We start from the raw sequence: 26,830 nt of genomic DNA, 5'->3' as shown, positions 1-26,830 counted from the left end.
CGGTAAGTTGGTGTCGACCCCGGTTTCGGGTGGCGTCGAACGGCAGGTCTACTGGACGCGTGCCGCTCCCCGGATCGCCGACTCCGCCCCCCGGTCCCCGCCTGCTGGCGGTCAGCGACCTGCACGTCCGGCACGACGAGAACCGCGCCATCGCCGCCGGGATCGCCCCCGGCCACCCCGGCGACTGGCTGATCGTCGCCGGTGACGTCGACGAGCGGGTGGAGAGCGTGACCGCCACCCTGCGGGACCTGCGGTCGCGGTTCGCCGAGGTGATCTGGGTGCCGGGCAACCACGAGCTCTGGTCGCGGGCCAAGAACGCCCGCGCCGAGGACGTCGAGCAGCTGCGCGGGGTCGCCCGCTACGACGAGCTGGTGCGCCGCTGCCGCGAGATCGGCGTGCACACCCCGGAGGACCCGTTCCCGGTCTGGCGCGGTCCGGGTGGCCCGGTCACGGTGGCGCCGCTGTTCGTGCTCTACGACTACTCGTTCCTCCCGGCCGGCACGCACACCGCCGCCGACGGTCTCGCCGCCGCCTACGACGCCGGCGTCGTCTGCACCGACGAGTACCTGCTGCACCCGGACCCCTACGACACACGCGAGGCCTGGAGCGCGGCCCGGGTCACCGAGACCGCCCGCCGCCTGGACGCGCTCGACCCCGCGCTGCCGACGGTGCTGGTCAACCACTGGCCGCTGACACGCACGCCGTGCGACCCGCTCTGGTACCCGGAGTTCGCGCTCTGGTGCGGGACGACGGCGACGGCGGACTGGCACGTCCGGTACCGGGCGAGCGTGGTCGTCCACGGTCACCTGCACATCCCGCGCACGATCGACGAGGACGGCGTCCCGTTCGTCGAGGCCTCGCTGGGCTACCCGCGGGAGTGGCGGCGGCACTCCGAGCGTCTCGGCACGCACTTCCCGGACCTGCTGCCGCGCCAGATCCTGCCGATGCCCCCGCGGTGATCGCCGGTTCGGCTGCGATCCGCGTCAGAGCTGTCGCGGATCGCCGCCGGAGTGCCGATCACCTGCCGGTCCGGGCAGCTCCCGCCGTCGCGGCGGCGGGACCGGGCTGCGCCGTCCGGTTCCCCGCCGCGGCATGACCAGCCACCACAGGATCCAGATCCCGGGGCCGCTGGCCAGCAGGATCCCGGTCGCGAGGTAGCCGTGCCGCCACAGCGAGCCGGCCACGATCCATCCGATGATCCAGACGACCATCATCACCAGCCGGGTCCGGATCTGGCGCCGGTGCACCGCGATCAGCGGCTCGTGCAGGTCGGTGACGACGACCGGGTCCGGCCTGCGAGCGCGCACGTGGACCTCCTCGTCGCCGGGACTCCGACGACGCTACCTCCCGGTCAGCCCTTCTGACGCGACCCGTAACGGCGGCGGAACTTCTCCACCTGACCGGCCGAGTCCAGGACCCGGGCGTTGCCGGTCCAGAACGGGTGCGAGGCCGAGGTCATGTCGACCTTCACCAGGGGATAGGTCTTCCCGTCCGACCACTCGATCGTCTCCCGCGACCGCTGTGCCGACCCGGCGAGGGTCGAGCGGGTCAGGAACGCGTCGCCGGTGGACATGTCCTGGTAGACGACGGGGCCGTACTCGGGGTGGATGCCGGGCTTCATGGGACTCCTCCTGCGATCTCGACTGCTACGCTCACTCTAAACGATAATGATTCCTGTTTTCTTCCAGGTGAGCGTAGGAGGCGTCGTGCAGGACCGAGGACCGGCCGGGTTCACCGTCGTGCGGTGCGGCGGGTGTGCTGACTTCCCGGACGGGTTCACCGAGGGTGCGGCGGAGCTGCCGGGTGTGGACGAGGTGCTGGTGGAGGGCCTGCGTGCGCTCGTGCGCGACAGTCGGCACGGTGTCCTGGTGACGGCGGCGTGCCCGTTCGGGATGCACCTGTGTGCCGAGCGCGAGATCGGCATGATGCTGCTCGTCCAGCCCTGTGACGAGCGCCGCGACCCGTCGTCGCCCGTCCTGCCGGTGGGCCCGATCCGCAGCACGTCGGACGTGCAGGAGGTGACGCGCTGGCTGGTCGGGCGCTCGTTCGACCCGTACCTGCTCCCGATGCACCTGCGCGGCCCGGGGCGTCGTACCACCTCGCCGGGCCGTGGGCGTCATCCCGGATCGGCGGCGTGACCGGGTCTCAGTGCTTGCGCACCACCCGCTCCGTCCCGCCGGCCTTCCAGATCGTGATGTCGAGGTGCCCGTCGCCGACCTCGACCGACGACCCGCCGTGGATGTCCGCGGCGTAGAACGGGTCGAACCGCTGGCCGCGCAGGTCGAACCCCGACTCCTCGAACAGGGCCTGGGCGAACCGCTCGTGCTGGGCGAGGTCCTGCCGGTTCTGCACGACACCCCACACCTTCGCGTCGCCGTCGGAGACCTGCGTGTCGACGGTGGCGGTGTGCAGGGTGAACCGCCCGTCGCGTCCGAGGTCGGTGAACTTCAGCGTGTCGGGCATGCCGACGATCCACAGCTCGCCCTCGAACATCCGCGGCTCCACCGGGCTGATCCGAGGGAAGCCGTCGGAGCGCAGCGTGCCGAGCATGCACAGGTTGCCGGTGGCGGCGTGCCGTCGTCGGAAGATCTCGGAGATCCGCGGAGCGCCGGTGGTGAACTCGTCCCAGGTGGCCATGACCGGAACGGTAGAAACGATCCCTGACAGAACCTGTCAACGTCGGCGAATCCGCTGGACCGTGATCGCCCCACCCCGGTAGACCCTGGCGACATGGAACGGACGACGGGATCACTGCGCCGCGACCCCTTCCCCCTGCGGGGCAGGACCGCCCTGGTCACCGGGGCGAGCCGGCGCGACGGGATCGGGCACGCGATCGCCTGCCGCATGGCCGCCTACGGCGCGAGCGTCTACCTGCAGCACTACGCACCGCACGACCATGACCAGGACTGGGGCGCCGACGACGTCGACGCGGTCGCGGCGAGCGTCCGCACCCACCTCGACGACGGGGCCCGGCTCGCCCACGGCCACGCCGACCTCGCCGCGCCCGGCGCCCCGGAGCAGCTCGTGGCGGACGCGACATCCGAGCTGGGCCACGTGGACGTGCTGGTCTGCAACCAGGCGCAGTCCGGGCACGACGGCCCGCTGGGCGCCCTGACCGCCGAGATGCTGGACCGGCACTGGGCGGTGAACACCCGGGCGTCGATCCTGCTCGCCCAGGCCTTCGCCGGCGCCCACGACGGCCGTCCGGGTGGCTCCGTCACGTTCCTGACGTCCGGTCAGGGGCGTGGCCCGATGCCGGGCGAGATCGCCTACGCCGCCGCCAAGGCCGCGCTCGCCGGCGTCACCGAGACGATCGCCGACCAGCTCGCCGACCGCGGCCTGCGCGTCAACACGGTGAACCCCGGCCCGGTCGACACCGGCTACCTCGGCGACGACGCGTGGGCGGCGATGGCGCCGATGTTCCCGTTCGGCCGCTTCGGCGAGCCCGACGACCCGGCCCGCCTGATCGCCTGGCTCGCGACCGACGAGGCGCGCTGGATCACCGGGCAGGTGATCGAGAGCGAGGGCGGGTTCAGCCGCTCCCGTTCCTGATCAGCGTCCGGCGTCGCCGACCGCGTCCAGCGAGACGTCCCACAGGCGCGCGGCGCTTGCCGGGTCCAGGGCCCAGCGGCGCACGCCGTTCGACGTCGGGTCGACCTCGACGTCGTCGTCGATGACCTCGGCCTCGGTGCCGTCCTCCACGTACCGGCCCCCGATTCCCTCGAACTCGGGGGAGATCGCGGCGACGAGGCTGGTCGACGCACCCTGCTGCGGCGTCTTGAGCGAGGGCACCTCGGCCGACCGCGCGCGGGTCTCGGCGGGGATGTGGCGCTGCAGGTTCGTCATGATCCCGCCGGGCATCAGCGAGTTGGCGACGATCCCGTCGTCGGCCCACCGCCGGGTCGCCTCGACGATGTGCCGGGCCCGTAGCGAGGGCGCGCTGAACACCACCGACGAGACGCCGAGCGCCCCCGGGTTGGCCTCGACGAACGCGTCGACGGCGCCGACCACGGCCTGCCGGGCCGTCTCCTCCGGCGGACGGGCCTCGAGCGCGTCGCGCAGCATGGCGCCGTACTCCAGCTGTTCGCGGACGGCCAGGCGTGAACGTTCCCGCAGGTTCGCCGTTCGCTCATGTCCCGAGGCTGGTCCCGCGGCTGGAGAGAGTGGATCCGGTCGCCGGCCGAGGAGGAACGGTTGCGGTCCGTGTCTCGACATAGACGAACGCCCTGGCCGTTGGACTCTGTCCGAGTCCCTGACCAGGGCGTTGATGGTGCGCGATACTGGGATTGAACCAGTGACCCCTACCGTGTCAAGGTAGTGCTCTCCCGCTGAGCTAATCGCGCGAGGCGGAGGCGGGAATCGAACCCGCGTACAGGGCTTTGCAGGCCCTTGCCTAAGCCACTCGGCCACTCCGCCGGAAACTCGCCCGTGGGCGAGAGACCAGATCGGGAGGCCCGGCTCGGGGACCGATCATCATCGGACTTTCAGCCTCCGAGCGGAAGACGGGATTCGAACCCGCGACCCTCACCTTGGCAAGGTGATGCGCTACCACTGCGCCACTTCCGCGTGTGCACCGGATGTTGTTCTCGATGTCCCCGGTGCGTTGAGAGAACATTAGCGCAGTCGCCCCAGGGGGCTGCAACCGGCCCCCCTTAACCGCCGTCGGATGCTCTCTCACCTGCGAAGATCGACATCTTCGCCCGACGGCGGTCCTGCGGTCAGTCGTGAGCGGTGGTGTCGAGAAGGTCCGACAGCGCCGCGTCGAAGTCGAGCCAGGAGTACTCGCTCGTCGGCGGGACGGCCTCGAAGGTCCGGTCCAGGAAGTCGGACAGCGTCGCGGCCGACGTGGTGAACAGGGCGTGCCCGGACGGGGAGGTCAGCTCGAGCTCGATCCGGCTCGGGTCCTCCGACATCGGCTGGACCCGGACGTCGCCGTTGCCGGCGGAGTCGACCAGGCCGTCGGCGAGGAGGTCACGGGCGAAGACCCAGTCGACGGTCGTGTCGTGTCCGGTGCGGAACGACGCCTGGACGGCGTAGGGGTCCCGGCTGGAGTACGACAGCTCGACCTTGACGGGCACGACCGGAGCGTCCGGAGCGATGAGCTCGAACATCGCCGTCGCACGAATGGACTTGGTCTCGTCGCGCATCGGTCATCCTCTTTCTCAGTGCAGTGGGGCGTCGATCGGAAAAACGAGCGGGGGGCCCGGGCGTGACGGGTCGGAGACGCATCAACCTGGATCACGGTTGTGTGACACCCGTCCGAGTCACACCGGTGTAACTCACAGCGCTGGGCCAGGCGGCCGAACGAGGCGGCTGACGTCCGCAAGTGTGAGCAGCGACGGCCGGGACGACTACTCTGAACCGATCGGTCCCCGCCGACGAAGACGAGATGTGAGGATTCCACTGGTGGCTGGCACTGCCGACCCGCCGGACCTGCCCGAGCCCGGGCAGAGCCGTGACGGTGTCGTGCGCCGGTCGACTGCCCGCCGGGACGACAGCGGTGACGCGCGTCTGGCGCAACGCATCGTCGACGGCGACTCGACCGCTCTGGGTGAGTTGTACGACAGGTTCGGCCGTCCGGCCTACTCCCTGGCGCGGCGCATCTGCGCCGACGACGGTCTGGCCGAGGACGTCGTCCAGGAGGCCTTCCTCGCGTTCTGGCGCGATCCGAGCAAGTTCGACCCCGCCAAGGGCAAGTTCGGCACCTGGCTCCTGACCCTGGTGCACCACAAGTCGGTGGACGCGGTGCGGCGCGAGAGCGCCATCCGCCGCCGCACGGTCCCGGCCTCGGACGACGGCGAGGAGTGGTCGGCCCCGCCCGGCCCCGGTGCCGACGAGGACGCGATCGGCTCACTGGTCGCCGGGCAGGTCCGCGACGCGCTCGGGCGGCTGCCCGCCGAGCAGCGTCACGTTCTCGCGCTGGCGTACTACGGGGGATACACACAGCGGGAGGTCGCAGCACTGACCGGCGTCCCGCTGGGCACGGTGAAGTCACGCATGTTCACCGGGGTCGCACGGCTGCGGAACCTTCTCGGTCCACTGGTCGGGGACTTCGCCGGCGATCTCGCGGGGGGAATGTCATGAGCGAGGAGATGGAGAGGGGGTCCTGTGCGATGAGCGAACAGGTCGTGGGCTGGGCCCTGCACTCGCTGGAGCCCGACGAGGAGATGGCCGCCGTCGAGCACTTGGGCTCGTGCGCGGACTGCCGTCAGATCGCGGCCGACGTCGCCGAGGTGACCACCGGTCTCGCCACGGCGGTCGAGCAGCGTGACCCGCCGCCGCGGCTGCGCGCGTCGATCGTGGAGCTCGCGGCGCAGACGCCGCAGGAGCACACCGTCGTCCCCCGCGCCGAGCCGTCCCGGGTGCAGGCGCAGGGTTCGGACGGTCCGCGTCACCGCGCCCCGCAGCCGCAGCGAGGACCCGTGTCCGACCGCCCGGCGGGACGGCCCGCGCGGCCGGGGGTGTCCCGTCGTCGCGGACGGTTGCTCGTCGCCGCCGTGGCCGTGGTCGCGGTGCTGGCCGGTGGGGGAGCCGTGATCGAATACGCCCAGCAGATGCGTTCGGAGCGCGACGCGAGCCTGGCCCAGGCACAGAACATCTTCGAGACGGTCGCGCAGATGGACCGTCCGGGCACGACGCACGCGTTCCTGTCGCCGGACGTCCCGAACGCACAGCCGGTCGCGGCCGTCATGGTGCACGACGGACAGCGCAGCGTGATCAGCGTCGGGCTGTCGCCGAACTCGGTCGACGACCAGACCTACGTGCTCTGGGGCCTGAACGGAAGCGGTGCGCCGCAGCCGATCGGGACGTTCGACGTGCAGCCGACCCCGGGTAGCCCGATTTCGGTACCCTCACCCTCGGGTGGCTCGTTCGGCACGTACGCGATCTCTCTCGAGCCGGGCCGTCAGGCGCCGACCACCCCGACCGACATCAAGGCCCTGGGACAAGTGGAGACCTGAGCATGAGCGACACGAAGGTGCGCAGGGCAGGTGGCGGCCTGCGCGGCTTCCGCTCCCGGATCGACGCCAACCCGACCATGCGGCTCACCTACCGCATCGTCATCGGCGTCATCGGGACGATCGTCCTCATCGCCGGGATCATCGCGATCCCATACCCGGGGCCCGGCTGGCTGATCGTGTTCGCCGGCCTCGGGATCCTGGCCACCGAGTTCGCCTGGGCCCGCCGGACGCTCACCTACGCCCGCGGGAAGTACAACGCCTGGACGGCCTGGCTCGGCCGTCAGAGCACGTTCGTACGCCCGCTCGTGCTCGGCATGACCGGCCTGATCGTCCTGGCGACGCTCTACCTCCTCGGCGCGTTCTACCTCGTCGCCGGCTGGGTCGGGCTGGAGCAGCTGACCTGGCTGAAGAGCCCGATCTTCGGGTGACGACCGGCTCGTCCTCGAGATCACCCGAAGGAAGATCGTCTACCCCACGGTGCGGGCCTGCCGGTGCATCCGCGGGAACCGAGGGTGAGGACGAAGCCGTGCGCCCCGGCGGTCTCTCGGCCGGTCTCGACACGGGTCGCGGTGTCCGGGCTGGGGTCGGCAATCGCGGTGGTCGTCGGTCGGATCCCGGGACGGCCGACCTGGGTGCAACGGCGATCTTGGGATGATGTAGTCTTCTGACACCGCTGAGGGCGATTAGCTCAGGGGGAGAGCGCTTCGTTCACACCGAAGAGGTCACTGGTTCGATCCCAGTATCGCCCACCAGCACAAACGCCCTTCCTCGATCTTTGAGGAAGGGCGTTTTGTCTGTTTCCGACACAGCGTCGACAACAACGGTGACCGCTTCGGCTCTCCGAAAGTGTCGCCGGAGTACCTGCACGTCAGGCCGTTGCGCGTCGGTCGATTGACCACAACGTAGGCAGGCGACCCGAAGCGGTCGGCAGGACGGGACCTCTCGGCTGAACCCTCAAGCCGGTGTCTGGGGTTCGTGGCCAAGATTGCCCGTCCTCGGACGACCGCCGCCCGGGATCCGGATAGCAAGGATTGACGCCGGCGGCACCAGGCGGCCGGAAGCTACCTATGCCGGCCTGCGGCCTGGGGTCGGCGAGGAGTTCGACCGTCCCAGCTGGAGGTGGCCATCGGACGTACCAAATTGTGAGGACCTGTCCGGTCCAGCGGAACGCGGCCGTTCGGATCAGCGATGTCCGATGCATGGCGCGAGACGAGGGTGGGCGACGGATGCGTATGGCATAAGTCGGAGCGGTGCGGCTTGCCGCGGGAAATCGGCTCAGACTCGTGGAACTCGAGCGTCGGCACGCCGAGCTGAACCTGCGGATCGCGCAGGAGGAGATCGCGCAGGACGCGTGCCGCCGCGACGTCGTCGGTACCGCGCTCGGCCCGTTCTGTGACTGCTTCGGGCGGCTCAAGAACGTCTACCTCGCGCCTGTCGAATCGGTCGATCTTCCGCGTGCCCAGGAGCTCCCTGGTCGAGTGGACCGAAGGCCGCCGCTGCCTCGGCCTCGAGCTGCGCACCCGCGCCCGGGCCGCCATCACCACCGTCGAAACCCATGAGGAGGCCAGCACTGACACCATCGCGGCGCTCAGCGTCTGACCGACCACGGGACCACGCGGACAACGCACTACACCACTTGTCCTGCCTCGTGGCCTGGTCGATCCGGTGTCCGGTGTCGTCGGGGAGGCCGGCAGCACCCTTGAGGTCGTCGACGACCGGGCCTGCGGGGCATGTGTATCGGGGCTCCGGGGCGGGTAGCCTGGGGCGAGGGCGTCGACGGACGGCCGACGGTGTCCACCGGAGCGTTGCGCCACGGGCGCATGCCCGCCCGTACGCCGGCGCCACCCGCGTAGACACTCGGGTTTCCCCCGAGACGACCCGACACGACGAACAGGAGCGACCATGCCTTCCGTGCTGATCGTCATCACCGGTGCCGACCACTGGACACTTTCCGACGGGACCCGGCACCCGACCGGCTTCTGGGCCGAGGAACTGCTGACCCCGCTGTCCCTCTTCCGCAAGGCCGGCGTCCAGCTGACCTTCGCGACCCCCGGTGGGGTGCGCCCGACCGTCGACGAGGGAAGCCTGTCGCCCGCGATGACCGGCGGCGACGACGAGTCCGCGCGTCAACGCGCCGAGCTCGACGCCCTGTTCTCCGGTGAGCTGGCCGCGCCGTTGCGGCTCGAGGATGTCGAAGCCACCGACTACGACGCGGTGTACATCCCCGGCGGGCACGGCCCGATGGAAGACCTCGCGGTGTCGGCGCCGATGGGTGCGTTGCTGACGAGCATGCTCGACTCCGGCAAGATCGTCTCGTCGGTGTGCCACGGTCCTGCCGCCCTGCTGTCGGCGACCAGGGCGACCGGGGAGTGGGCCTTCGCGGGTCGCACCCTGTCCGGCTTCCTCAACGAGGAGGAGCGCCAGGCCGGGCTCGCCGAGCAGGCTCCGTGGCTGCTGGAGGACCGGTTGCGCGCCGGTGGCGCGCAGGTGGTGATGGGCGACGCCTGGGCACCGTTCTCCGTGGTCGACGGCACCGTCGTCACCGGCCAGAACCCCGCCTCCAGTGGTGAGGTGGCGGAGAAGGTCCTGGCTGCGCTCGACGCCTGAACATGTCGGTTCCCGACGCCGTCGTCGCCCTCGACTGCGCCGACCTGGCCACGACGGCCAGGTCGGTGACCTGCTGGACCCGGGCTCCCTGGGTCGGTCCGCTGTTCTCGGTTGTGACCGGCCGCCGGCGGGGTGTCCGATTCGTGGGCATCGGGCTACCATCCTCTATGGTGTGAAACGGATGGTATGAGGTGATCTGTGGAGCTGCATCAACTGCGCTACTTCGTGGCCGTCGCGCACGAGGGCAGCTTCACGGCCGCGGCCGCCCGGCTCTATCTGTCCCAGCCGTCGCTGTCGGTGCAGATCCGCAAGCTGGAGCGCGATGTCGGGGCGCGGCTGTTCGAGCGCACCGGCCGGCAGGTCGTGCTCACCGCGGCCGGGTCCGCGCTGCTCGAGCACGCCCAGGTCGCTCTCGATCAGCTTGAACGCGGTCGGCAACGGGTGGCCGAAGTCAGCGGTGTGCGCGAGGGTGAGGTGCGGGTGGGCGTGCTGCCCAGCATCGGCGCCCGGATGCTGCCCGAGGTGCTGGCCGAGTTCCGGCGCGCGCACCCACGGGTCGAGGTGCGGATCGTGGAGCACGACGTCTCCCGGGAGTTCGAGCAGCTCGTGCGTTCCGGGGAGCTGGACCTGGCGATCACCCGGATGCCGCTGACCCTGAGCGGGCTGTGTACGGACGTGCTGGTCCGCGAGCCGGTGCTGTTGCTGGTCCCCGCCGGGCACCGGCTGGCCGGGGTCGAGCAGGCCGCACTCCTCGATCTGGCCGGCGAGGAGATCGTCGGGATGCGCACCGGGTACGGGCTGCGCGACCTTGCCGACCAGCTGCTGGCCGAGGCCGGCGTCGCACCGCGGGTGGTGTTGGAGACCGGGCAGCTGGCGATCGTGCACGGCATGGTGGCGGCGGGCATGGGGGTCGCGCTGCTGCCGAGGCTCGCCGCCGGCGACGGGCTCACGGTCCCTCTCGCCGACCCCTGCGCGGTCCGTGAGCTGGGTGTGGTCTCGCGGTCCAGCGCGCACGTGTCGCCGCCGGTGCAGGCGTTCCGCCGGTCGCTGCTGCGCACCGCTCGGGGTTGAGCGCGGTGGGCGCCCTGCACCGGCGCGACCGGGCCTACAACCGGTGCACGACGGCGTCGTCGTCGGCCCCGCGCTCACCGGTCCAGCGGGTGACCGCCTCGGTGTCCACGTCGAGCAGGTCGAGGGCCCGGCCGGTGGTGTGCTCGATGATGTCGGCGACGCTGCGTGGGCGCGCGTAGAACGCCGGCACCGGCGGCATGACGACCGCGCCGGAGGCGGTGACCTCGGACATCAGCCGCAGGTGGCCGGCGTGCAACGGGGTCTCGCGCAGCAGCAGCACCAGGCGTCGGCGTTCCTTGAGCACGACGTCGGCGGCCCGTACCACGAGCGACTCGTCGTAGCTGGAGGCGATCCCGGACAGTGTCTTCACGCTGCACGGGGCCACCAGCATCCCGGCCGTCCGGAACGAGCCGGAGGAGATCGGTGCGCCCAGGTCGCCGTCGGAGTGCACGACGTCGGCGAGGGCGCGGACGTCGGCGACGCTGCGGTCGGTCTCGTAGCCGATGGTCGCCCGCGCCGCCTTCGTCAGCACCAGGTGCGTCTCGACGTCGGGCACCTCGCGCAGCAGCTCCAGCGCACGGATCCCGTACATCGCCCCGGACGCCCCGGTGAGGGCGACGACGATGCGTCTCATCGGAGGTCCCCCAGCTCCGCGAGGTGGCGCTCGAGTGCCGAGGGGTCGGCCGGGAGAACCTCCATCTGCCGGTAGCGGTCGCGGTCGGCGGCCGGGACGGTGGCGTCGAGGCCCAGCTTCGCGGTGAGCCCGTGCTCGGCCGAGGGGTCCAGGCTGCTGCCCTTCGCGTTCGGCACCACCAGCAGGTCCCGGTCGGGTTGGGTCCGGGTGGCCACCGCCCAGGCGACCTGCTCGTCGTCGGCGATGTCGACGTCGTCGTCGACGACGGTGACCTGCTTGATCGTGGACGCGGTGAGGAACAGCGTCATCATCGCCGTGGTCGGCGCCCCGGGAGCGGGATCGCGCAGCGCGACGACGGCGGTGAGCCGGCAGGACCCGGACTCGGGCAGCCGCAGCGCCGCCACGTCGAGTCCGGCCCGGCGCAGGGCCCGCAGGCAGGCCGCCTCGCGCGGGATGCCGCCGGCGTAGAAGTGCTCGCGGCCGCCGGAGAGGATCGTCTGGAACACCGGGGCGTCGCGGTGCCAGCCCTCCAGCAGCTCGATCACCGGGGCGGGGCCGCCGGGACCGTAGGTGCGCGGGTACTCCCCGAACGGCCCCTCGGCCTCGCGGCGCCCGGCCCGGAAGCGACCCTCCAGCACGAACTCCGCGCGTGCCGGCACCAGCGCGTCCACCGTCGGGGCGGCGACCAGGTCGACCGGCGCGGCCAGTGCGTTGGCCACGGCGTAGTCGTCGAGCTCGCGGTCGGCGGGGGACTGGCTGGCCAGCACGAGGGCCGGATGCACCCCGATGACCAGCGCGACGTCCAGGTCGCGCCCGGCCGCCTCGGCCTCGGCGAAGATCCTCCGCAGCCGCCCGGGCAACAGCAGCGCGCGCAGCTCCCGCTCGCCCGCGGCCAGCAGCCGGTTGATCGACAGGTTCATCCGGCCGCCGGCCGGGTCGCGCACGGCCAGCAGCGCCGAGGTCAGGTACCTGCCACCGTCCTCGGAGTGCTGACGGGTCAGCGGCAGCGCCGAGAGCATCCGGTCGCCGTGCATGCGGTTGGCCAGCACCGGAGCCCCGGCGGCCGCCACCTCCGGGCAGCGCACCGGGGCGTCCAGGGCGGCGGCGAACCGGTCGGCGACCCCGGCCGGCTCGCAGCCCAGGACCAGGCCGAGGTGCGTCCGGCTCGGCACGGTGTTGCCCACCAGCGGGAACTCCGCGCCCACGACATGGTCGAAGTGCACGGCGCGCCGCCCGTCGGCACGTGTCAGTACCGCGGCGACATCCTGGTCCGGGTCGATCGGGGAGCTCAGCCGGGCGAGCTCGCCGCGGCCATCGAGCACCGTGAGCCAGGAACGCAGGTCGGAGCTCACGTGAACACCCCACCGCCGTCGACCACGACGGTCTGGCCGGTGACGAACCCGGCCGACGGCGAGGCCAGCCACATGACGGCGCCGACCAGGTCGTCCGGGGTCATCTCGCGGCCCAGCGCCCGGCCCTTCGCCGCCGCGGCGATGTAGTCACCGGTGTTCAGAGTGCGGCTGGCGTCGTCGCTGACCAGGCCGGGCGCGACGCCGTTGACAGTGATCGCGTCCGCTCCGAGCTCGCGGGCCGCGGCCCGGGTGAGCCCGTCCACGGCCGCCTTGGACGCCACGTAGTGCGCGAACCCGGGCGCGCCCATCCGCGCCACGGTGGAGGAGATGTTGACGATCCGTCCGCCGCCCCGGGCCCGCATCGCCGGGGTCACCGCCTTGATCGCCTGCCAGGTGCCGCGCACGTTGACCGTCAGCACCCGGTCCCAGGCCTCGTTGGTGAGCTCGGTCAGGTGCGACTTGGTGCCCAGCCCCTGGTAGATCGCGGCGTTGTTGACCAGCGCGTCGATCCCGCCGAACTCGGCGTCCGCGGTCGCGACGACGGTCTGCCAGTCGGCGTCGGAGGTGACGTCGGCCGTCACGAACACGACCCGCCCCGCGCCGGCGGAGCTCACCTTGTCGGCCAGGGCGGTACCCGCGTCGGCGGCCCCGGCGACGTCGGTGGCCACGACGTTCGCGCCCGCCGCGGCGAACGCGGCGACGTAGTCGCCGCCGATTCCGCCGCCGGCGCCGGTGACGACGACGGTGCGGCCCGCGTGCTCGCCGCTCTGCTCGTTCGTGCTCATCGTGATCCTTCCGGGAGGGCCTCCGGCCGGTCGGCCGGTGCGGTGGGTGCCGGTGCCGGGACGGCGTCGCGCGGGTCTTCGCGGTCGAGTGCGCCGCGGGTCTCCGGGACGAACGCGGCACCGGCCAGGAACAGCGCGACGACCACGGCCAGGAACAGCGCCAGCCGGCCGGGGATGTCGGGCACGGTCGGGCTGGCCAGGCTGACGAACGTGGTGGTCAGCCCGCCGAGGGCGAACCCGCCGTTCCAGATCAGGGCGGTCGCGGTGGCGCGCAACCGGGTCGGGAACAGCTCGTTGAGGAAGATCGGCACCGCGGCGATGGGGGCGTTGGCCAGCATCGTGAGCAGCAGGCCGTAGCCGAGCAGTGCCCCGGTGTCGTCCGGGCCCAGCCCACCCATGGCCAGCGCGAGCAGCGGCAGTGCCACCAGGTTCACCGCGCCGGTGGCCAGGAACACCGGGCGGCGGCCGAACCGTTCGGAGGCGTGCCCGGCCAGCAACGCGATCGGCAGGATGGCCAGGCTCGTCCAGACCAGCAGCAGCCCACGCGCGCCCGTCGGCAGCTGGTTGATCTTGTCCAGGAACGTGGGCAGGTAGCCCGAGGTGAGGTAGTACTGCGCGCCCGCGCCGATCACCAGCGCGGCGGCCGCGACCAACGTTCGCGGACTCACCGCGGCCCGCAGGTCCCGGGCCCGGGCCGGCGGCTCCGGCGCCGCACCGGCCGCCCGCGCCCGCGCGGCGGCCCACACCGGGGACTCCTCGAGCAGCCGGAAGAACGCAAGGCTCGCCAGCGAGGCCAGCAGCCCGGTGAAGAACATGATCCGCCAGCCCCACGCGTCGAACGCGGGTCCGGGGAACATCGCGGACACGGCCAGGAACACCAGCGACGCGATCACGGCGCCGAGCCCGGGCCCGCCGCCAGCGACCAGCCCGGAGACCAGCCCGCGCCAACGCTGGGGCACCGTCTCGGTGCCCAGGGTGTGGGTCGAGGCGACGACACCGCCGACGAACAGGCCCTGCACCAGGCGCAGCGCGACGAACACCAGCGGTGCGGCGACACCGATCGTGGCGTGGGTCGGCAGCGCGCCCATCACGGCGGTGGCCAGACCGACGCCGCCCACGGTGACCAGCATGGTCTGCTTGCGGCCGTGCCGGTCGGCGTAGCGGCCGAACACCGCCCCACCCAGCGGGCGCATCACCAGGCTCACCCCGAACGAGGCGAACGTGGCCGCGAGCGTGAGCGTGGGGCTGTCGGTGGGGAAGAACAGCGGGCCCACCGTGGAGGCCACGTAGAGCAGGATGAACAGGTCGAACAGGTCGAACGCGAAGCCCACCGTGGACGCGGTGCCCGCGGTGACCATCTGGCGGGTCGTCGGTGCGGGGGTCGGGCCGGGCACGGCGGCGCTCACCAGGTCACCGGCAGCCGCCGGACGCCGAGGTGGCGCCCTCCGCCCTCGAGCGGGTCGGTCCGCTCGACGTCGCCGTCCACCCGGAACCCGGGGATGCGCTCCAGCACGGCCTGGACCGCCGCGCGGATCTCGAGCTTGGCCAGGGCCATCCCGGGGCACGTGTGGATCCCGGCGCCGAACGCGAGGTGCCGGTTCGGCCGCCGGTCGATGACGACCTCGTCGGCGCGGTCGAACACCTCCGGATCGCGGTTGGCCGAGGCGAACAGGAGCAGCACCCGCTCACCCGCCTTCATCCGCTGACCGTGCAGGCAGGTGTCGGCGGTGAGCTGCCGCGGGAACCAGTGCAGCGGGGTCTCGTAGCGCAGGATCTCGTCGATCATGGACGGGACCAGCTTGGGCTCGTCGATCAGGCGTTGCTGCACGTCCGGGTGCTCCGCCAGGTACAGCAGGGTGTTGCTCAGCCCGAGCGCCGTGGAGTCGTGCCCGGCGTAGGTCAGGATGAACATCATGTTGGCGAGCTCGTCGTCGGTCGCCCCGAGCTCGCGGTTGGCCTCGACCAGCCCGGTGAGGAAGTCCCCGCGCGGGTTGTCGCGGCGGTCGGCGAACAGCGCGACCCAGTAGCGGCACACCCGCTCGATGATCTCCCGGCCGCGCGGGCCGGACGCGTGGGCCAGGAACTCCTCGGAGTAGCCGCGGATCTGCTCGGTGTGCTCCGGGCCCAGGTCGTAGAGCCGGGTGATGACGTCCAACGGGAGAGGCGTGGCGAGCTCGGAGACGAGCTCGGCACGACCCCGTCCGGCGAGCCCGTCGACGAGGCGGTCGGCGATGGCGCGTACCTCGGGCTCCATCGCCTTCGCCGCGGCGCCGCTGGTCAGCGGCGCGATCAGTTCGCGGAACCCGGCGTGCTCAGGCGGGTCGTGGTCGATCGGGGGGAATCGGCTGTCGGACACCGGCGGCACGTACACGCCGCCGGTCGAGGAGTAGGTCGCGTGGTCCGTGGCGACGTCGCGGACGTCGGCGTACCGGGAGATCGACCAGTAGCCGCCGTGGCGCTCGCCGTGGGCGACCGGGCACCGCTCGCGCAGCTCCGCGTAGGTCGCGTAGGCACGCTCGGGGGACAGGCCGGGATCGTGCGGATCGAACTGCGGGAGGGTCTCGCTCAGTCTGCTCTCGGGCACCGTTGCCTCTTCTCGACGCTCGTTGCTCCGCCCGCCGGCGGAATGCTCCGAGTCTGCGAGGCGGACCGCCGCCCGACGATGCGCAGCTGGCTATGCCAGCGATAGCCGCTCACGCACGGACGACGGACGGGCCCTCACCCGGGCCGGACGTCGCCGATGTACCGCGCGGCGCGCAGGCCGTCCAGGTCGTCCTCGGCCAGCGCCTGCCAGAACCGCAGCGCCGCGTACTCCATCTCCAGCCCCAGCTCCACGGTGATCATCCGGGGGCCGGCCTCCGGCCGTTCGCCGAACCGCTCGACCATCTGTTCGTAGTCGGCTATCCGGGTCCGGTGCTGGGCGATCTGCTCCTCGGCGAGTCGGTACACGTCGTCGGAGTCGCCGACCTCGTTGAAGAACAGCTTCAGCTCGGCGATGTCGCGCATCTGGAAGTGCTCGTCGGTGGGGGAGGCCAGCCAGTCGCGCAGGGCGTCGTGACCGAGCGCGGTCAGTGAGTAGGTCTTGCGCCGGCGCCCACCCTCCTCGCTGGCGCGCTCGAGGAGCCCGGCCGCGGCGAGTCGGTCCGGCTCGGAGTAGAGCTGGGCGTGCGGGAAGTGCCAGAAGTAGCCGACCGAGTGCCCGACGGCTCGCTTGAGGTCGTAGGGGGTCGACGGCCCGCGCAGGGCGATCATGCCGAGCACGACGTAGGACGTCGTCGAGAGTCGGACCGACATGGCGGAAAGCCTAACGTTCGCCGCCGGGCTTGCCAGACCGCCGGTCCCGCGCGTAGGGTCCGTTTCAGATCGTACGAAGGAGACGGATGGATCTCGCGACGACGCTGAGGTGGACCGCCGAGCGGCACCCGGACCGGACCGCGGTGTCCGGTACCGGCCGGCACCTGACCTACCGCGCCTGGGAGGCCCGGGTGAACCGGCTGGCCGGGGCGCTGCGGGCGTCCGGCGTCGGGCCGGGGGACCGGGTGGCGCTGAGCCTCACCGGGGGTGAGCCGCTGGCCTCGCTGCACTTGGCCGCGCAGGTTCTCGGGGCCGTCTCGGTCCCGCTGTCCACCCGGTTCGCCACCGACGAGCTGGCCTACTGCCTCGACGACGCGCGGGCCTCGCTGGTCGTCACCGACGACGCCCAGGCCGAGCGCACCGCCGCCGCGGCCGGCGCCGTACCGGTGCGGACGGCGGCCGAGCTCGACGCCGCCGCGGAGCGCGAGCCGGACACGGCGGCGTGGCCCGGGCCGTCGGAGGACGACCTGAGCGTCCTGCTCTACACCTCCGGCACGACGGGCAAGCCCAAGGGTGTGCCGCGTACCCACCGGGCCGAGCGCACCGCCGCCGTCGCGCACGCGGTGCAGACCCGGCAGCGCCAGGGTGAACGGGTGCTGGGCGTGATGCCGATGTTCCACACGATGGGCCTGCGCACGCTGCTGTGCTCGATCGTGGTCGGCGGCACCTGGGTCGCCCAGCCCGCGTTCGCCGCGGACGAGGCCATCTCGCTGGTCGTGGACGAGGGGGTCTCCTCGCTCTACCTGGTGCCGACGATGTTCTGGTCGCTGCTGCGTGCCGGCGGGCTGGAGCGGGCGCGTGGCCTGGACCGGCTCGCCTACGCCGGCGCGGCGATGACCCCGGCGCTGGCCGAGGAGCTCACCACCGCGGTCGCGCCGTCGGCGTTCGTGAACCACTTCGGCTCCACCGAGATCTACACGTTCACGATCGGGCCGGACGCGGCGGCCAAGCCCGGTTGCGCCGGGCGGGCCGGGATCTTCTCCCGGGTCCGGCTGGTCGCGCCCGAGGTCGGCGCCGCGCCGGACGCCGTGGTCGCACCCGGCGAGCAGGGCCAGGTGATCGTCTCGCTGGACAGCCCGGAGGCCTTCGCCGGGTACTGGCAGCGCCCGGACGCCGACGCCAAGGCCATCCGGGACGGCTGGTACTACACCGGCGACCTCGCGGTCACCGACGACGAGGGCGACCTGTGGGTCTCCGGCCGGGTCGACGACATGATCAACTCGGGCGGGGAGAACATCTATCCGGACGAGATCGAGGCCGTGCTGGCGCGATGCCCGGAGATCGACGACGTGTGCGTGGTCGGTCTGGCCGACGACCGGTGGGGGCACGCGGTCACCGCGTTCGTCGTCCCGGTCCGCGGCGCCGACCCGCTGGGCGCCGCGGACAAGGCGCTGGCGTTCGCCCGTGCCGCGCTGCCCTCGCTCAAGCGCCCGAAAAGGGTGATCGCGGTCGAGGCCATCCCGCGCTCCGGGGTGGGCAAGACGCTGCGCCGCACGCTGACCGCGGGCGACTACGAGGCGAGGGGAGAGGCCCGTGCCTGACACCGACCGCCCTGACACCGACCGTTGGGCTCCGGCCCGGGTCGAGGACGCCCCGCTGGTCTCCGGGCTGGGCCGCTTCCTCGACGACATGGACCCGCTGCCCGGCACGCTCGTCGCGGCCGTGGTGCGCGCGACCCAGCCGCACGCCCGGCTGGTGTCGGTGGACCTGTCCCGCGCCCGGGCCCACCCCGGCGTGGCCGCGGTGATCGGACCGGACGAGGTCCGGGAGGCGCTGCGCCCGTTCCCGCTCTCCACCGGCGCCGCGATGCCCTACCTGCCGACCGGGGTGGACAAGGTGCGCTTCGTCGGGGAGCCGATCGCCGTCGTCGTGGCGAGCGACCGCTACACCGCCGAGGACGCCGCCGAGCTGGTCGCGGTGGACTACGAGCCGCTCGACGCCGTCGTCGGGGCCCGCGCCGCACTGGCGCCGGACGCCCCGCTGCTGCACGAGGACGCCGCGTCCAACGTGGCCACCGACCGCACGTTCTCCTTCGGCGGCGTGGACGAGGTGTTCGCCGACGCCGTGCACGTCGTCGAGGGGGAGTACGAGTTCCCGCGCTACTCCTCGGTGCCGATGGAGTGCTTCTCGGTGATCGCGCAGTGGAACGAGGAGTCCGACGGGCCCGGCGTCGAGGCGTGGGCGAACTTCCACGGCCCGTTCACGATGGTGCCGGTGATGGCCGGGGCGTTGGGCGTCCCGACGTCGAAGGTGCGCCTGCACGTGCCGGCCGACATCGGCGGCAGCTTCGGGATCAAGGCCGGCATCTACCCCTACGTGGTGCTGATGGCGCTGGCGTCGAAGCACTCCGGCACGCCGGTGCGCTGGAGCGAGGACCGCGTCGAGCACCTGCTGGCCAGCTCCTCGGGCGCGGACCGGGTGATGCGCTTCGCCGCCGCCGTCGACGCCGACGGCACGGTGAACGGGCTCAAGGTCGACCTGGTGGACAACGTCGGGGCGTACCTGCGCCCGCCGGAGCCCTCCACGCTCTACCGCTGCTTCGGCAACATCACCGGCCCGTACACGATCGGCGCCGTCGAGATCCGGGCCCGGGCCGTGGTCACGAACGAGATGCCGACCGGTCTCAACCGCGGCTTCGGCGGCCAGCAGCTCTACTTCGGGCTCGAGCGGCTGATGGACGCCGTCGCCGCCGCGACCGGGCTCGACGTCCTGGAGGTGCGGCGACGCAACCTGATCCGGGGCTTCCCCCACGAGACGCCCACCGGCGGCGTCTACGACTCCGGCGACTACCCGGCGGCGCTGGAGCTCGCCGAGAAGAACGCCGACATGGACGAGCTCCGGCAGCGCCGGTCCGACGCTCGCGCCGAGGGTGCCCACTACGGGATCGGCGTCGCTCTGGTCACCGACCCGTCCGGCACCAACATCGGCTACGTCGGGCTGGCGACCCCCGCGCAGGACCGCAAGCCGGGCCGGGACAAGTCCGGCTCCACCGAGCACGTGCGGATCTCGGTCGACCTGCAGGGCAGGGTCACGGTGATGCTGGGCAGCGTCCCGCAGGGCCAGGGACACGCGACCGTCGCCCGCCAGGTCGCCGCGGACCGGCTCGGTCTCCCCGTCTCCCACGTCCGCGTGGTGATCGACATGGACACCGCGACGACACCGTGGACGGTCACGTCCGGCAGCTACTCCTCGCGCTTCGCGCCGCTGGTGACCAGCGCCGTCGTGCAGGCCGCGGACCGGATCGCCGAGACGGTCCGGGCGGCGGCGTCGACCATGCTGGGCGTCGATGCGGCCGAGCTGGAGCTCGTCGACGGCACCGTGCGTGCGCGGTCGGGCGGGTCGGTGGAGTTCCGGCACGCCGCGGGCGTCGTGCATTGGGACCCGGGCGCCCTGCCGGAGGGCACCTCGGCGCGGCTCTACGAGGAGGCCGCGTTCACCCCGCGCGAGGTCCGTGCGGCCACCATGGACGACAGGATCAACTCGTCGCTCTGCTACGGGTTCGTGGCCGAGATCGTGGCCGTGCGGATCGACCCGGACACCCTGGAGATCACAGTGGACCGGGTGTCGTCCGTGCACGACGCGGGCACGGTGCTCAACCAGCAGCTGCTCGACGGCCAGGTGCACGGCGCCCTGGCCCACGCCCTCGGTGGGGCGATGTACGAGGAGTTCACCTACGCCGGGTCCGGGCAGCCGACGTCCGCGACGTTCCTGGACTACCTGTGCCCGACCAGCGCGGAGACCGGCTACGACCTGCGCACCGACCACGTCGTGTCGCCGTCGCCGCTGACCCCGCTGGGGGCCAAGGGCTGCGGTGAGGGGTCGTCGATGAGCTTCCCGGTGGCGTTCGCCAACGCCGTCGCCGACGCCCTGTCCCCGCACGGCATCGCGATCGACCGCATCCCGCTGCACGGCGAGGTGCTGCACCAGCTGTTCGAGAGCAAGGAGACCTTCTGACATGGCACTCACCGGTGGCGACGTCCTCCTGGACCGCAGCGAGGACGGCCGCATCGCCTACCTGACCCTGTCGCACGGCAAGTACACCGTGGTGACCTGGGAGATGCGGCAGCTCGTCGCGGACCGCTTCGCCGAGATCGACGCCGACCCCGAGGTCCGGGTCGTGGTGGTGCGCTCGGACGGCGAGCACTTCACCTCCGGCGGGGACATCGCCGGGTTCATGGAGGTCGACCCGATCGACTTCACCGACCTCGGCCACAACGTCACCGCCCCGGCCCGGAGCGCGAAGCCGGTGATCGCCGCGATCGACGGCTACTGCTTCGGGGTGGGCTGCGAGATGGTGCTGTCCTGCGACATCCGGCTCGGCACCCCGCGCACCCAGCTCGCCCTGCCCGAGATGAACCTCGGCATGATCCCCGGCTCCGGCGGGACCCAGCGCCTGTCCCGGCTGATCGGCCTGTCCCGGGCGAAGTACCACATCATGACCGCCACCCGGATCGACGCCGAGCAGGCGCACGACTGGGGCGTGCTCGCCGAGATCCACCCCGACCGCGACGCCCTCTACGCCGCGGTGGAGAAGCTCGCCGTGAAGATGGCCGGCTTCTCCCCGGCCGCCCAGCGCACGGCCAAGGAGGTGCTGGACAAGGGCATCGACGGCCCGCTCCACACCGGCATCGACCTGGAGCGGAAGGCCTACGCCATGCTGCGTTCCACGAACGACTTCGCCGAGGGCGTGAAGGCGTTCGGGGACAAGCGCAAGGCCGAGTTCACGGGCCGGTGATCGTGTGAAGGCCGCGCCGTTCGCCTACGTCCGCCCGTCCGGTCTCGACGACGTGCTCGCCGAGCTCGCCGGCGGCGACGGCAAGGTACTCGCCGGCGGGCAGTCCCTGGTGCCCGTGCTGGCCATGCGGCTCGGGCGGCCCGGCACGCTCGTCGACATCAACGCCGTCGACGAGCTGGGCGGGTTCGCCCGCTCCGGCGACACGCTCGAGATCGGTGCGGCGGTGCGCCAGCGCACCGTCGAGCACGCCCGGCTGAGCCGGGACGTCCCGCTGCTCGGGATGGCGATGCCCTTCGTCGGGCACCGGGAGCTGCGCAGCCGCGGCACCGTCTGCGGCAGCCTCGCCCACGCCGACCCGGCCGCCGAGCTGCCCGCCGTCGCCTCCTGCCTGGGTGCGACGGTCGGGGTGGCCGGCCCGTCCGGACGCCGCAGGGTGCCGGCCGACGAGTTCCTGGTCGGGGCGATGACCACGCTCGTCGCCCCGGAGGAGGTCGTGACCGGGGTGGAGCTGCCGGTGGCCCGGCCGGGACAGGGCTTCGGCTTCGCCGAGATCGCTCGCCGGCACGGTGACTTCGCCCTGGCCGGCGTCGTCACGGTCGTCGACACTGGCGACGACGGGTCGCTGCGCCACGCCCGGCTGACCGGCTTCGGCATCTCCGACCGGCCGGTCACCGAGGACGTCACCGACCTGCTGCGCTCGGCGCTGCCCGGCGACGGCCGCGACGACCTCGGCCGCCGGCTGCGGCCGGGCACCACCGAGCTCGCCGCACGGATCGTCGACACCGGGGGAGACGCGCACGGCTCCACCGGCTACCGGCGACGGCTGTTCTCGGTGCTGGCCGCCCGCGAGCTGGCCGCGGCCTGGACGAAGGCCGGGCACCGGCCGTCCTGACCGGGCATCGAACCGACCGGCCCGCCCCGGCAACGACACCGCGAGACACACACCTCGCCGAGGAGACCCCGTGACCGCGACCCAGCCCCGTTCCCCGCAGACCGCCGCTCCCGAGCGCGCGGCGACACCCGACCGGGACACGTCCGGGACGCCCGCGCAACGCCGCCCGCCGCCCGCCGCGAAGGTGGCCGCCGGCGACCTCGTCGACGTCGCGATGACCGTCAACGGCACCGACGTCATGGTCTCCGTACCGGCCCGGATGCACCTGGCCGACGTCCTGCGCGAGCACCTCGGGCTCACCGGCACCCACCTGGGCTGCGAGCACGGCGTCTGCGGCATGTGCACCGTCCTCGTCGACGGTGACGCCGCCCGCGCGTGCCTGCTGTTCGCGGTGCAGTGCGAGGGCGCCGAGGTGACGACGGTCGAGGGCCTCGGCACCGCCGACGACCAGCACCCCCTGCAGCAGGCGTTCTCCGCCCACCACGGCCTGCAGTGCGGCTTCTGCACCCCCGGCATGCTGATGAGCGGCTACGACCTGCTCACGAACGGGCCCGAGGGGACCGCCGTCGCGCCGGAGGAGCTGCCCGAGCAGATGTCCGGCGTGATCTGCCGGTGCACCGGCTACCGCGGCATCCTCGCCGCGGTCGCCGACGTGGCCGCCGAGCACCCCGACGGGCTCCCCGGCCCGCGCAACTGCGCCCCCCGGACCCTGGTCGGCCGCGGCGGTGCCCGCACCGCGGACACGGGCCCGGCGCCGGGGGAGACCGACGCCGGGTCGGCCGTCCCGGACGAGGTGCGGATCCCCGCCGGGGCGCCGTCGGCGACGGTGTCGGTGCGCAGCGAGCTGAGCTCCGACGTCGCGTCGGTCTGGGACGTCATCGACGACTTCGACCTGCTGGCCCGCTGCCTGCCCGGCGCCGAGCTCGTCGAGATCCTCGACGAGAGCCGCTACCGCGGCCGGGCGACGATCGCCCTGGGGCCGGTGAAGCTGAGGTTCGAGGGGCTCGCCCAGGTCGTCGAGCGGGAGCCGGCCGAGCACCGGCTGAACGTCCTGGCGCAGGGCGCCGACGCCGGCGGCAGCGCGACGCGTGCGGTCATCAGGCTGCGGGTCGAGCCCGGCGAGGGCGGCGGGAGTGTCCTGGCCGCCGACGCCGACCTGCACCTGTCCGGGCGGATCGCGCAGTTCGGGCGGGCGCTCGCCGGTGACGTCAGCAAGCGTCTGTTCGAGCAGTTCGGCCGCTCCGTGGACGAGGCCGCCCGCACCGGACGGGCGCCGGAGGCGTCGTCGGCCGGCCCGCTGCGGATGGCGGCCGGTGCGGCGCTGGACACCCTGCGTTCGACGGTGCGCCGGGTCCGTGCCCGGGTACGGACCCGGGCCGGCGCCCGACGTACGGGCGGCGAGGGGCGAGCTCACGGGAGGTTCCCGGCACGTCGTGAACGGCGCGACCGGCGGCCGCGGCCCCGTGGTCTCAGCTGACGTCGGCCGGCGGGTCGTGCGGCACCGTGAGGATCGCGGCGATCCCGGGGTCGGCCACGGCGACGATCTCCCGGGCCGCCGAGCCGAGCGCGCGGAGCTGCTCGTCGGTCAGGGCGTCGATCACGAGGCGGCGCACCTCGCGCACATGGCCGGGTGCGCTGTCGCGGAGCTTCGCCCACCCGGCGTCGGTCAGGCGTGCCTCGGTCCGTCGCCCCGCCCCTCCGCACGCCCGTCGCTCGACCCAGCCGGCGGCCTCGAGGCGTGAGACGGCGTGCGACAACCGCGACAGCGAGCCCCGGGTGTGGGTGGCGAGGTTGCTCATGATGCGACTGTTCTCGGGCGCCTCGGCCAGCTCGACCAGGACGTGGTATTCGAAGGTGTTGATCCCCGCGTCCTTCTTGAGCTGGGAGTCGAGGCCGATGGGCAGGGTCATCACGAGCGCCATCACCGCCTGCCAGTCCTTCTGCTGTTCGTAGGAGAGCCAGGGCTCGTCCTGCGTCTCCGGGGTGTCCGCCACCGGGTCAGCCTAGTCGCCGGACACCGAACTTGAACATTCAAGCGACCGGGTCTAGGGTTCGAGTTGAACATTCAAGTTGACGCCCCGTCACCGACCGTCCAGGAGAACGCCATGACCCTCCTCCGCATCGACGCCAGCATCCTGGGGCCGCGGTCCGCGAGCAGCGAGCTCGCCGACATCGCCCTCGCCGAGTTCACCGCCTCCCGTCCCGACGAGCCCGTCGTCACCCGTCACCTCGGAGAGGCGCCGCTGCCCGCCGACGCCTGGGCGCTGGCCGTCGGTGCCGCGTTCGTCCCCGAGGCCGACCGCACGCCCCGGCAGGCCAACGCGCTGGCGCTGGCCGGGACCGTCGCCGCCGAGCTGCGCGACGCCGACGCCGTGGTGCTCGCCTTCCCGCTCTACAACTTCGGCGTCTCGCAGCACGTGAAGACCTGGATCGACGTCGCGATCGCCGGCGCGGAGCAGGGCGCCCGGCTCCTCGAGGACACCCCGGTCGTGCTGGTCACCACCCGGGGCGGTTCCTACGGCCCGGGCACCCCGCGGGAGGGGTGGGACCACAGCACCGACTTCCTGCGACGCGTCCTCGCCGACGTGTGGGGCGCCGACCTCACCGTCGTCGAGCGCGAGTTCACCCTCGTCGGCGTCAACCCCGCCCTCGACGCCTTCACCCAGGAGGCCGGGCGGATGAAGGACGAGGCCCGGGAGGCGGCGGCCCGGGCGGGCAAGGCGCTCGGCGCCCGGTAGCGCCCGGCCGCGGTTCGGGAGCCGGCCGGCCCTCGTGATGACACCGTCGAACCCGGACGGGAGACTCGCCGGGACTCGGTCTCTCGCAGACCGCGCGTGACCGGTTCGCCTCGGGGCGACGACGGGGGGATGACGACCGTGCTCAGGAACCGCACGACCCTCAGGACCGACCTCGGGGTGATGCAGCGCGAGGCCGGCATGGCGATGGCCACCATCGCGAGCCTCACCGACACCGAGCTCGCCAGGCCGAGCGGGTGCGACGGGTGGACCCGGGCGCACGTGATCGCCCACCTGACCCGCGACGCCGACGCCATGACCCGTCTCGCCACGTGGGCCGTCACCGGGGAGGAGACGCCGGACCACGCGTCGCCGGAGGAGCGCGACGCCGGGATCCGGGAGACCGCCGAGCTGCCCGCCGCGCAACTGGCCGCCGGGCTGGAACGGGCCGACGCGAGGCTGTTCACGGCGTTGCGGGCGCTCGGGAACGGGGTGCGGCTGGAGACGGTGCCGACCCTGGTCGCGGGCGAGATCGACGTGTTCTCACTGCCGGCCCGGCGCACGACGGAGCTGATCGTCCACCACGGCGACCTCGGCACCACCTGGAAGCTGCACGAGGCCGGCCCGGACGCGATGGTGGACGGGATCGAGGTCTGCGTGGACCGGTTGCGGGCTCATCCCGACGCCCCCGGCCTGCAGGTCGTCGCCCGCGAGGGCGAGGAGTGGACGGTCGGCGACGGCGGGTACCGGATCGAGGGGTTCTACGAGACGCTGTTGCCGTTCCTGGCGCGCGGACGGGCCGACGACGGCCTGCGTCACGAGGGGGAGCTGCCGCGCCTGCCCGCGTGGTGACGCCGGGGTGCCGGCCGGGGTGCCGGCCGGGGTGGCGGCGTGGGTGACCGCCTACCGCCAGGCCCGCAACGACGGCAGTAGCGCCCGGCGGGCGCGGGCCAGGCGTCCCCGGACCGTCGACTCCGGCACGTCGAGGACGGCGGCGGCCTCGGAGTAGGTGAGGCCGTCGAACTCGCAGAGCCGCAGCACGGCCTGCAGCGCCGGGCCGAGCGCGGCGACCGCCCCGAGGACGGCGGCGGAGCGCTGGCGCGACAGGACGAGCACGTCGGCGCCGGAGACCGACGTCGCGTTCTCGTACCGGGCCGGGTCGAACCGGCGGCGGCGGTGGATCTGCCGGAGGCAGTGGTTGGCCACCACGCGGTGCAGCCACGTCGTGAACGAGCTGGTGCCCTGGAAGCTGCGCATCGACACCGGCAGCCGGGCCATGACCTCCTGGGTGGCGTCCTCGGCGTCGCAGGGGTCCTCGAGCATGCGCAGGGCGAGGCGGTGGATCCGCTTCTGGTGGCGCCGCAGCAGCGCCTCGTGGGCGCCGCGGTCGCCGGACAGGGTGAGCCCGACCAGGACGTCGTCGGTGAGGCCGTCGAGGACCACCGGGGCGGCCCGGCCCCTGGACCGGGTCCGGAGGGTGGGGGCACCGCACGTCGGGGCCCGGCCGTCGTCCACGGCGGCAAGCGTCTGCGTCATCCGGGTTCGTACTCCTGTGCTCGAGTTCGTGCCCGGACGGACACAGGAGGACGCGCCGGGGTCACGGGCCCGTCCTGTGGCGGTGCGGTGGACGAGGTGATCTCCCCGTCCCTGTCCACCACCGTAGGGCGCTTCGGTTCGATGTTCAAACTGTATGCTGATAAAGTAGT

The 26,830-nt window shown here is 72.7% G+C and carries 29 protein-coding genes and 4 tRNA genes; 17 read left to right on the top strand and 16 right to left on the bottom strand.

Features of this window, described 5'->3' with window-relative positions; all coding sequences use genetic code 11:
• Positions 1-59: 59 nt before the first annotated feature.
• Positions 60-959 carry a metallophosphoesterase family protein gene (locus tag EV383_RS19145; RefSeq protein WP_242623203.1) on the top strand — a complete coding sequence of 300 codons (900 nt, stop codon included), beginning with the start codon at positions 60-62 and terminating at the stop codon, positions 957-959.
• Positions 960-983: 24 nt separating this feature from the next.
• Here EV383_RS19145 and EV383_RS19140 read toward each other — a convergent pair whose 3' ends face one another.
• Together EV383_RS19140 and EV383_RS19135 are read right to left on the bottom strand one after the other, a co-directional pair.
• Complete coding sequence (locus EV383_RS19140; RefSeq protein WP_130291177.1) at positions 984-1,307, bottom strand: hypothetical protein; 324 nt, start codon at positions 1,305-1,307, stop codon at positions 984-986.
• 44 nt (positions 1,308-1,351) lie between these two features.
• Entirely contained in the window at positions 1,352-1,621 is a 270-nt protein-coding gene (locus EV383_RS19135; protein ID WP_130291176.1) for a type B 50S ribosomal protein L31, read from the bottom strand.
• A gap of 85 nt (positions 1,622-1,706) precedes the next feature.
• Between EV383_RS19135 and EV383_RS19130 the strand changes: the two genes are divergently transcribed.
• Entirely contained in the window at positions 1,707-2,138 is a 432-nt protein-coding gene (locus tag EV383_RS19130; RefSeq protein ID WP_130291175.1) for a hypothetical protein, read from the top strand.
• A 7-nt stretch (positions 2,139-2,145) separates the two neighbouring features.
• Here EV383_RS19130 and EV383_RS19125 read toward each other — a convergent pair whose 3' ends face one another.
• On the bottom strand, positions 2,146-2,637 hold the full coding sequence (locus EV383_RS19125; RefSeq protein WP_130291174.1) for a pyridoxamine 5'-phosphate oxidase family protein: 492 nt from the start codon (positions 2,635-2,637) through the stop codon (positions 2,146-2,148).
• A gap of 93 nt (positions 2,638-2,730) precedes the next feature.
• Between EV383_RS19125 and EV383_RS19120 the strand changes: the two genes are divergently transcribed.
• Positions 2,731-3,552, top strand: coding sequence for an SDR family oxidoreductase (locus EV383_RS19120; protein ID WP_130291173.1), 822 nt, complete (start codon positions 2,731-2,733; stop codon positions 3,550-3,552).
• Here EV383_RS19120 and EV383_RS19115 read toward each other — a convergent pair whose 3' ends face one another.
• The 5 genes from EV383_RS19115 to EV383_RS19095 form a co-directional block, all read right to left on the bottom strand.
• Positions 3,553-4,065: an SDR family NAD(P)-dependent oxidoreductase gene (locus EV383_RS19115; RefSeq protein ID WP_130291172.1), complete on the bottom strand. Its 513-nt coding sequence runs from the start codon at positions 4,063-4,065 to the stop codon at positions 3,553-3,555.
• A gap of 203 nt (positions 4,066-4,268) precedes the next feature.
• Positions 4,269-4,343: transfer RNA gene (locus EV383_RS19110), tRNA-Val, on the bottom strand.
• A gap of 1 nt (position 4,344) precedes the next feature.
• Positions 4,345-4,416 (bottom strand) — tRNA-Cys (locus tag EV383_RS19105).
• A gap of 78 nt (positions 4,417-4,494) precedes the next feature.
• Positions 4,495-4,566: transfer RNA gene (locus EV383_RS19100), tRNA-Gly, on the bottom strand.
• Between the two features lie 152 nt (positions 4,567-4,718).
• The gene (locus EV383_RS19095; protein ID WP_130291171.1) at positions 4,719-5,147 is read right to left on the bottom strand and encodes an SsgA family sporulation/cell division regulator; all 429 of its coding nucleotides are present in this window, start codon (positions 5,145-5,147) and stop codon (positions 4,719-4,721) included.
• Between the two features lie 259 nt (positions 5,148-5,406).
• Between EV383_RS19095 and EV383_RS19090 the strand changes: the two genes are divergently transcribed.
• From EV383_RS19090 to EV383_RS19065, 7 genes are all read left to right on the top strand, one after another.
• A complete protein-coding gene (locus tag EV383_RS19090; protein WP_130291170.1) occupies positions 5,407-6,084 on the top strand; it encodes an RNA polymerase sigma factor in 678 nt (225 codons plus the stop codon).
• Between the two features lie 29 nt (positions 6,085-6,113).
• The gene (locus EV383_RS19085) at positions 6,114-6,959 is read left to right on the top strand and encodes an anti-sigma factor (RefSeq protein WP_165438401.1); all 846 of its coding nucleotides are present in this window, start codon (positions 6,114-6,116) and stop codon (positions 6,957-6,959) included.
• A gap of 2 nt (positions 6,960-6,961) precedes the next feature.
• Positions 6,962-7,387 (top strand): TIGR02611 family protein, encoded by a 426-nt coding sequence (locus tag EV383_RS19080; RefSeq protein ID WP_130291168.1) that lies wholly within the window; start codon positions 6,962-6,964, stop codon positions 7,385-7,387.
• Positions 7,388-7,636: 249 nt separating this feature from the next.
• Positions 7,637-7,711 (top strand) — tRNA-Val (locus tag EV383_RS19075).
• Positions 7,712-8,414: 703 nt separating this feature from the next.
• The gene (locus EV383_RS31270; protein ID WP_165438400.1) at positions 8,415-8,558 is read left to right on the top strand and encodes a hypothetical protein; all 144 of its coding nucleotides are present in this window, start codon (positions 8,415-8,417) and stop codon (positions 8,556-8,558) included.
• Positions 8,559-8,861: 303 nt separating this feature from the next.
• Positions 8,862-9,566: a type 1 glutamine amidotransferase domain-containing protein gene (locus tag EV383_RS19070; protein ID WP_130291167.1), complete on the top strand. Its 705-nt coding sequence runs from the start codon at positions 8,862-8,864 to the stop codon at positions 9,564-9,566.
• Positions 9,567-9,764: 198 nt separating this feature from the next.
• Entirely contained in the window at positions 9,765-10,637 is an 873-nt protein-coding gene (locus EV383_RS19065) for a LysR family transcriptional regulator (protein ID WP_130291166.1), read from the top strand.
• Positions 10,638-10,671: 34 nt separating this feature from the next.
• On the opposite strand, the gene EV383_RS19060 is transcribed toward EV383_RS19065, so the two are convergent.
• The 6 genes from EV383_RS19060 to EV383_RS19035 form a co-directional block, all read right to left on the bottom strand.
• Positions 10,672-11,271 (bottom strand): UbiX family flavin prenyltransferase, encoded by a 600-nt coding sequence (locus EV383_RS19060; RefSeq protein ID WP_130291165.1) that lies wholly within the window; start codon positions 11,269-11,271, stop codon positions 10,672-10,674.
• Entirely contained in the window at positions 11,268-12,623 is a 1,356-nt protein-coding gene (locus EV383_RS19055; protein WP_165438399.1) for a UbiD family decarboxylase, read from the bottom strand. Before EV383_RS19055 ends, EV383_RS19060 begins: the two co-directional genes overlap by 4 nt.
• Entirely contained in the window at positions 12,620-13,408 is a 789-nt protein-coding gene (locus EV383_RS19050; protein WP_130291163.1) for an SDR family NAD(P)-dependent oxidoreductase, read from the bottom strand. The genes EV383_RS19055 and EV383_RS19050 overlap by 4 nt, the downstream gene beginning before the upstream one ends.
• Complete coding sequence (locus tag EV383_RS19045) at positions 13,405-14,814, bottom strand: MFS transporter (RefSeq protein WP_242623202.1); 1,410 nt, start codon at positions 14,812-14,814, stop codon at positions 13,405-13,407. The genes EV383_RS19050 and EV383_RS19045 overlap by 4 nt, the downstream gene beginning before the upstream one ends.
• Positions 14,811-15,992: a cytochrome P450 gene (locus EV383_RS19040; protein WP_242623201.1), complete on the bottom strand. Its 1,182-nt coding sequence runs from the start codon at positions 15,990-15,992 to the stop codon at positions 14,811-14,813. Before EV383_RS19040 ends, EV383_RS19045 begins: the two co-directional genes overlap by 4 nt.
• A 134-nt stretch (positions 15,993-16,126) precedes the next feature.
• Positions 16,127-16,702, bottom strand: coding sequence for a PadR family transcriptional regulator (locus EV383_RS19035; RefSeq protein ID WP_130291162.1), 576 nt, complete (start codon positions 16,700-16,702; stop codon positions 16,127-16,129).
• A gap of 86 nt (positions 16,703-16,788) precedes the next feature.
• Between EV383_RS19035 and EV383_RS19030 the strand changes: the two genes are divergently transcribed.
• The 5 genes from EV383_RS19030 (at position 16,789) to EV383_RS19010 (ending at position 23,866) form a co-directional block, all read left to right on the top strand.
• Positions 16,789-18,303, top strand: a complete 1,515-nt coding sequence (locus EV383_RS19030) for a class I adenylate-forming enzyme family protein (RefSeq protein WP_130291161.1) — start codon at positions 16,789-16,791, stop codon at positions 18,301-18,303.
• Entirely contained in the window at positions 18,296-20,716 is a 2,421-nt protein-coding gene (locus EV383_RS19025) for a xanthine dehydrogenase family protein molybdopterin-binding subunit (protein ID WP_130291160.1), read from the top strand. The genes EV383_RS19030 and EV383_RS19025 overlap by 8 nt, the downstream gene beginning before the upstream one ends.
• A gap of 1 nt (position 20,717) precedes the next feature.
• On the top strand, positions 20,718-21,497 hold the full coding sequence (locus tag EV383_RS19020; protein ID WP_130291159.1) for an enoyl-CoA hydratase/isomerase family protein: 780 nt from the start codon (positions 20,718-20,720) through the stop codon (positions 21,495-21,497).
• Positions 21,498-21,501: 4 nt separating this feature from the next.
• Positions 21,502-22,389 (top strand): FAD binding domain-containing protein, encoded by an 888-nt coding sequence (locus EV383_RS19015; RefSeq protein WP_130291158.1) that lies wholly within the window; start codon positions 21,502-21,504, stop codon positions 22,387-22,389.
• 70 nt (positions 22,390-22,459) lie between these two features.
• Positions 22,460-23,866 carry a xanthine dehydrogenase family Fe-S subunit gene (locus tag EV383_RS19010; protein ID WP_242623200.1) on the top strand — a complete coding sequence of 469 codons (1,407 nt, stop codon included), beginning with the start codon at positions 22,460-22,462 and terminating at the stop codon, positions 23,864-23,866.
• Here EV383_RS19010 and EV383_RS19005 read toward each other — a convergent pair.
• Complete coding sequence (locus EV383_RS19005; protein WP_207223579.1) at positions 23,859-24,383, bottom strand: MarR family winged helix-turn-helix transcriptional regulator; 525 nt, start codon at positions 24,381-24,383, stop codon at positions 23,859-23,861. The genes EV383_RS19010 and EV383_RS19005 overlap by 8 nt on opposite strands.
• A gap of 111 nt (positions 24,384-24,494) precedes the next feature.
• Between EV383_RS19005 and EV383_RS19000 the strand changes: the two genes are divergently transcribed.
• Together EV383_RS19000 and EV383_RS18995 are read left to right on the top strand one after the other, a co-directional pair.
• The gene (locus tag EV383_RS19000; protein WP_130291157.1) at positions 24,495-25,127 is read left to right on the top strand and encodes an FMN-dependent NADH-azoreductase; all 633 of its coding nucleotides are present in this window, start codon (positions 24,495-24,497) and stop codon (positions 25,125-25,127) included.
• Between the two features lie 129 nt (positions 25,128-25,256).
• A complete protein-coding gene (locus EV383_RS18995) occupies positions 25,257-25,976 on the top strand; it encodes a maleylpyruvate isomerase family mycothiol-dependent enzyme (protein WP_130291156.1) in 720 nt (239 codons plus the stop codon).
• Positions 25,977-26,027: 51 nt separating this feature from the next.
• Here EV383_RS18995 and EV383_RS18990 read toward each other — a convergent pair whose 3' ends face one another.
• Positions 26,028-26,660, bottom strand: coding sequence for an RNA polymerase sigma factor (locus EV383_RS18990; protein WP_130291155.1), 633 nt, complete (start codon positions 26,658-26,660; stop codon positions 26,028-26,030).
• Positions 26,661-26,830: the final 170 nt, after the last annotated feature.

The sequence above is a fragment of the Pseudonocardia sediminis genome, assembly GCF_004217185.1.
Classification (GTDB): Bacteria; Actinomycetota; Actinomycetes; order Mycobacteriales; family Pseudonocardiaceae; genus Pseudonocardia; species Pseudonocardia sediminis.
This window is presented reverse-complemented; position numbering and strand designations above follow the sequence as displayed.